Here is a 5,594-nt window from a genome sequence, read left to right on the forward strand (position 1 = left end):
GCAGTCGGTGATAGCTTCTCTAAGCGCCCGGTTCATCGAGCACGAATCGATATGCGACCAGCCGATGATCTGACCATCGAATTCGGCAACGAAGAAGGCATTGTCAGGACGAGCGCTCAATAAGGAAAGGCGTTCTTCAACCTGAGCTGTTGTAGCTGCGTAACCAAGGTCAGGCATGAGTGCTGCAACTGCTGCGCAATCTATTGCGAGCATCTCGCGAACGTTGATGATGGTCATAGTTGAAGGAAAGTGGTTGCACGGATTATTTTTGATCAATGGTCAACAGCCAGTTCGCCGCACAATGGACACCTGCTTAATCATCCGCCCTGTGGCACACCGCCTCTATCCGATTGCCCTCAGGATCGAACAGAAAGGCGGCATAGTAGGCGTGGTGATAATCACGCAAACCGGGTTTACCGTTGCAGGTGCCGCCGTTGGCGATACCGTTGTGCCAGAAGGCGTCAACCTGGCTGCGCGTTGATGCTTTGAAGCACCAATGACGGCGCGGTGCATCTTCGGGCTTGGGGCCAAGCCGGACTGAGAAGTAGGTTAAGTCTGGCTGCTCAGGATTGGCGCGGTCACCGTAGCCGATCCAGCCGCCTTTAAGATCCGATCCCACTTTTTTCACGCCGAGGGCAAGGAATATCGCGTCATAGAATTTTTCTGCTTGTGGGATATCGGAAACTGTTACGGAAACATGGTCTAGCATTGTTGGGACCCTGATTTAGTTGAGCATTGGCGAAGAGTTTAGACCGTATTGCAAAATATGCGAAGGTTCCCTTTTAACCAATACCAGCCAATCATGTGGGCAATCAATTTGTCCCATTGATGATGCAACGTGAGTCGGCGCGGCGATCGTGAAATTGGGTCTGAGATTGACAGCATTCCGTAGGCTCTCCGGGAAGAAAGTATTGCCAATTGTTCAATCTAATTTAACACTTTACAATAGCAAAGGACTTTCGACCGGTACCTATTTTTCGTTGGAGATTATGTCAAATTTTCGAATCAGCACAGACCGGGGAGAACTCGATGTGCAACGCATTCATCGCTTTCTATCTGAAGAGTCAACTTGGGCCAAAGATATTCCGCTGGTCACGGTCGAGTGCGCTATTGCGCATTCACTTTGCTTTGGAGGTTTTTTGGGCGACTCTCAAGTGGCGTTTGCTCGTGTGATATCAGACTATGCAACTTTTGCGAACCTTGTGGACGTATTTGTTCTGCGAGAACATCGTGGAAAAGGCTATGGAAAATCGATAGTGCAGGCAGTTCTATCGGCCACTCAATTACAAGGCCTTCGTCGCTTTACGCTTGCTACCGGAGATGCGCATAGCCTTTATGCTCAGTTCGGTTTCACTTCTCCACTGAAACCGCAGGCGCTGATGGAGAGGTATTTTTTCCAATATTTACCAGCGTGGGAATGACTAAACCGTTAACCGCTTTTTTATTATGAGTGCTTATCCGATGAATCCATCTATGAAAATCGACATTGACGACCTCTCGCGTCCTGCGATACATGCATTGCTCAATGAGCATTTGCAAAGTATGTATGCGCTCTCACCTCCTGAATGTGTGTACGCTCTTGATCTTGACCGGTTGCGAAAGCCTGATGTGACGTTTTGGTCTGCCTGGGAAGGCTCGCTCCTTATTGGTTGTGGAGCTCTCGAGGAACTTGATAGTAAGCATGGTGAGGTGAAGTCCATGCGCACTCCCAATGCGCTGCGTCGCAAGGGTGCGGGACGGGCAATTCTGGCGCAGATCATTGAAACCGCGAAGTGTCGTTTATATGATCGGCTCAGTCTTGAGACTGGTACGGCGGAAGAATTTAAGCCTGCCCAGAAACTCTATGAGAGTGTTGGTTTCACTTACTGTGGGCCATTCGGTGAGTATGTTGAAGACCCTAACAGTGTGTTCATGACCATGTGTTTGCAGGCAAAACTGTAGACGGCGAATACTCTCGATGAAGTCCGGTTACTTGCCGAAGATATCGGCATTGTTTTTGTTGCGCGGTATAAGGTATTCCAACGTCGATAAAAAATGCCTCCAAATCTGGAGGCATTTTTAATGATGACGTGTGATTACCGACTACTTTGAATGTTCAGCGTGTGGCCGACCATGCGGCCAGAGCGGGCTTTGAGTAGCTTTGACATAACACTTTACCTAAGGGACGGTCAAAAATTTTTGTAGTTGCAAAAACAATGAATTACTTCACCCAACTATCCTTCAAAGTCACCGTCCGGTTAAACACCGGCTTGCCTGCCACGGCATCAACCCGGTCTACAACAAAATAACCGTGCCGCTCGAACTGATAACGATCCTTAGGCATTGCCGCAATCATGCCCGGCTCCAGATAGGCGGTGACAACTTCTTTGGAATGAGGATTGAGCGCCAGCTTGAAATCTTTGCCGCCTGCATCAGGATGTGGGTCGCTGAATAAGCGGTCGTACAGACGAACTTCGGCTTCGAGCGCGTGGGCTACGCTGATCCAGTGGATGTTGCCTTTGACTTTATAGTTGGCGCTGCCTTCGGTGCCGCTTTTGCTGTCTTCGAAATAGTTGCAATGTACGGCGGTGACGGTGCCGTCGGCGTCTTTATCGAAGCCGGTGCATTCCACGATGTAGCCGTGGCGCAGGCGTACGCGGCTGCCGGGTTTGTCTGCTGTGGGCGGGGTCAGGCGGAAATAGCCTTTGACGGGCGTCTCCATGAAATCTTCTTGTTCGATCCAGACGTTTTTGCTGATCGGGAAATGCCGCAGGGCCGTGGCGTGTTCAGGGTGTGCCGGTGGATAGACGGGGGCGTGGCATTCGACGATGTGGCCTTCGGGGAAGTTGTCGATGATCAGTTGGAGGGGGCGCAGTACGGCTGTTGCGCGCGGGGCTTTGGGGTCGAGGTCTTCGCGCAATGCGCCTTCGAGCGAACTCATATCGATCCAGCCGTCGGATTTGGTCACGCCCGTGCGGTCGCAAAATAGTTGCAGCGCTTCGGGTGTGTAGCCGCGCCGACGGATGCCGACTAAGGTGGGCATGCGCGGATCGTCCCAGCCTTCGACGATGTTTTCGTCGACCAGTTGGCGTAGTTTGCGTTTGCTGGTGACGACGTAGGTAATGTTGAGGCGTGAAAATTCGTATTGACGCGGGACCGGCTTTTGCAGGAAACCACCGTCGCTGAGTTTTTCTAAAATCCAGTCGTAAAACGGACGGTGATCCTGAAACTCCAGTGTGCAGATGGAGTGCGAGATGTTTTCGAGCGCGTCCGAGATCGGGTGGGTGTAGTCGTACATCGGATAGATGCACCATTTGTCGCCGGTGCGATGGTGATGCGCGTGACGAATGCGGTAGATGGCCGGGTCGCGCAGATTCATGTTGGGCGAGGCCATGTCGATTTTGGCGCGGACGATGTGCGCGCCATCTTTGAATTCGCCTGCTTTCATGCGGCGGAACAGGTCTAGCGATTCTTCCGGTGTGCGTGTGCGAAATGGTGAGTCCTTGCCAACTTCGCCGAAATTACCGCGATTGGCGGCCATGTCTTCGGCGCTTTGGCTGTCTACATAGGCAAGACCGGTACTGATCAGGTATTCGGCCATTGTGTAGAGCTGGTCGAAATAATTGCTGGCAAAGTACAAATGATCGCCGGTGGCGTCTTTCCAGTCGAAGCCTAGCCATTTGACGCTGTCGATGATGGTGTCGACGTATTCTTGCTCTTCTTTTTCAGGGTTGGTGTCGTCAAAGCGCAAATGGCAACTGCCTGCGTAATCCCGCGCGAGGCCAAAATTGACGCAAATCGCCTTGGCGTGACCGATGTGCAGATAACCGTTGGGTTCTGGTGGAAAGCGGGTCACGACTGGTGGCAACGGCTGGCCCTGGCTGTCCTTGCGGTTGGCGTAGACGCCAGCGGTCATATCGGCTTCGATAATGCTGCGCAGGAAGTTGGACGGGGCCGGTGCTGGCGTGTTGTGGCCGTTGGAACCGTTAGAGGCGTTGTTTTTGGGGTCGTGGCTCATGAATGGTTTTCTCGCAAAGCGCTTTGCAGAATAAGGATGGAAGGGTAAGGATGTGAGGTATTTTACCGTAGCGAGCTGGTTCGACGATCCTGCCGTTGGGGTTTTTGTTAACCTGTGGATGGTGTGGCGTTGTTGTTTCCGGTGTCTAATCCGTGCCCAGCCGGAGTATTAAATTATCGTAAATCGCTAATATCCCTAAATATAGTTAAGTTGATAATTTTAATTTAATGTTTATAGGTAAAGTAGCGTTTCAATGACATCCCTTTTTCGAACAGAAAAGCAAATAGCTATGTGGCCCTATCCAAAAATCGTCGCCCATCGCGGTGGTGGCATCTTAGCCCCGGAAAATACGCTGGCAGCCTTGCGTTGCGGCTGGACGCATGGTTTTCGGGCGGTGGAGTTTGATGTGATGTTGTCTGCCGACGGCGTGCCGGTATTAATGCACGATCCGGTGTTGGGACGCACCGTCAGGGGTATGGGCAAGGTCAATGATTTCACTGCATCACAATTGATGGCGATGGATGCGGGGAGTTGGCTTGATCCGGTGTTTGCTGGTGAACAGGTGTGCACTTATCAACAGGCGATGGCTTTTTGTCGGCAGCACGGGATATGGATGAACGTTGAAATCAAACCGGTTGAAGGCTTTGAGGTGGAGACCGGGCATGTCGTGGCGCAGGCGACGCAGGCATTTTTTGCGGAAGAAAGCGTGGCGTATGTGGCCCGGCCAAGTCCCATTACGGCGCGGCATTTACCTTTGCTGTCTTCGTTTTCGCCCGAGGCGTTGCGTGCGGCGCAAGTTGCCGCTGTTGCCATTCCGAGAGCGTTTCTGAGTGATGTGATTGAGGATGACTGGCAGCAGCGCTTAGAGGAGTTGGGGGCGGTTGCGCTGCATACTAATCACAAGTATTTATCACCGATGCAGGCTGCAGCGGTCAAGGCAGCCGGGTATGGTGTGTTTTGTTATACGGTCAATACGGTGAAGCGGGCTGAGGAAATATTGACTTGGGGCGTGGATGGATTTTGTACTGATCGGATTGATTTGATTGCGGCAGATTTTGGGTTAAAGCGTTGAGCGATGGGTGAAGAAAAATTCTTGCAATGGCACTGTCAACTTGCGTGCCTGGCATCGCGTTAAGGACATACAGAACAAGTGTCTGGCCGAATTCATCGCAATCAGGCGCAATAGCTGACTAAACAAATAGCCGGTTTTCGTAGCGCTCTGAATAGTCGATGTTATCAACGATGATGAAAAGGAATGCAAAATGAAGATCAATACACTGTTAGCCGCTGTAATCGTCGCTGCTTTCGCTCTGCCTGTCATGGCGCAAAACGCCCCCGCTGCTGCACCAGCAGCGCCAATGGCCGCACCTGGAGCCGCACCCGCACCGGCTGCGAAGCCTATGCACAAACACCATAAAAAGCACCACCACCATCATCATGCTGGCACTGGCTCGATAAATAAGGGCCATTAAAAATAAGGGGTATTAATACGTCGCTGATCCTGTGACTTGCAAAAAGCCCGTCAGAAGCCAATTCTGACGGGCTTTTTGCGCAATATATTCCTTGACACGCACCCCTGAAGGGAGGGGCTGTATCA

General features: G+C 51.8%; 6 protein-coding genes and 1 pseudogene. 4 read left to right on the top strand and 3 right to left on the bottom strand.

Annotation, left to right across the window (positions count from 1 at the left end):
• Window positions 1–237, bottom strand: a pseudogene (locus tag ACVBEF_RS20365) (hypothetical protein); the annotation flags it as partial.
• A 76-nt stretch (window positions 238–313) separates the two neighbouring features.
• Window positions 314–709, bottom strand: coding sequence for a VOC family protein (locus tag ACVBEF_RS20370; protein WP_447125739.1), 396 nt, complete (start codon window positions 707–709; stop codon window positions 314–316).
• Window positions 710–911: 202 nt separating this feature from the next.
• On the opposite strand from ACVBEF_RS20370, the gene ACVBEF_RS20375 reads away from it, so the two are divergent.
• Window positions 912–1,421 carry a GNAT family N-acetyltransferase gene (locus ACVBEF_RS20375; RefSeq protein ID WP_447125740.1) on the top strand — a complete coding sequence of 170 codons (510 nt, stop codon included), beginning with the start codon at window positions 912–914 and terminating at the stop codon, window positions 1,419–1,421.
• Between the two features lie 52 nt (window positions 1,422–1,473).
• Entirely contained in the window at window positions 1,474–1,941 is a 468-nt protein-coding gene (locus ACVBEF_RS20380; RefSeq protein ID WP_447125741.1) for a GNAT family N-acetyltransferase, read from the top strand.
• A 259-nt stretch (window positions 1,942–2,200) separates the two neighbouring features.
• Here ACVBEF_RS20380 and ACVBEF_RS20385 read toward each other — a convergent pair whose 3' ends face one another.
• Window positions 2,201–3,997 carry a glutamine--tRNA ligase/YqeY domain fusion protein gene (locus ACVBEF_RS20385; protein WP_447125742.1) on the bottom strand — a complete coding sequence of 599 codons (1,797 nt, stop codon included), beginning with the start codon at window positions 3,995–3,997 and terminating at the stop codon, window positions 2,201–2,203.
• 289 nt (window positions 3,998–4,286) lie between these two features.
• Here ACVBEF_RS20385 and ugpQ point away from each other — a divergent pair, with 289 nt between their 5' ends.
• Window positions 4,287–5,069, top strand: a complete 783-nt coding sequence (gene ugpQ, locus ACVBEF_RS20390) for a glycerophosphodiester phosphodiesterase (RefSeq protein ID WP_447125743.1) — start codon at window positions 4,287–4,289, stop codon at window positions 5,067–5,069.
• A 190-nt stretch (window positions 5,070–5,259) separates the two neighbouring features.
• Window positions 5,260–5,469, top strand: a complete 210-nt coding sequence (locus ACVBEF_RS20395; protein WP_447125744.1) for a hypothetical protein — start codon at window positions 5,260–5,262, stop codon at window positions 5,467–5,469.
• The last annotated feature ends 125 nt before the right edge of the window (window positions 5,470–5,594 follow it).

Source organism: Glaciimonas sp. GG7 (assembly GCF_052976905.1).

Excerpts from the sequence above, each read along its gene's own strand:
- ACVBEF_RS20370 (WP_447125739.1), bottom strand. The coding sequence starts at position 709 with ATGCTAGACCATGTTTCCGTAACAGTTTCCGATATCCCACAAGCAGAA.
- ACVBEF_RS20380 (WP_447125741.1), top strand. The coding sequence starts at position 1,474 with ATGAAAATCGACATTGACGACCTCTCGCGTCCTGCGATACATGCATTG.
- ugpQ (WP_447125743.1), top strand. The coding sequence starts at position 4,287 with ATGTGGCCCTATCCAAAAATCGTCGCCCATCGCGGTGGTGGCATCTTA.
- ACVBEF_RS20385 (WP_447125742.1), bottom strand. The coding sequence starts at position 3,997 with ATGAGCCACGACCCCAAAAACAACGCCTCTAACGGTTCCAACGGCCAC.
- ACVBEF_RS20395 (WP_447125744.1), top strand. The coding sequence starts at position 5,260 with ATGAAGATCAATACACTGTTAGCCGCTGTAATCGTCGCTGCTTTCGCT.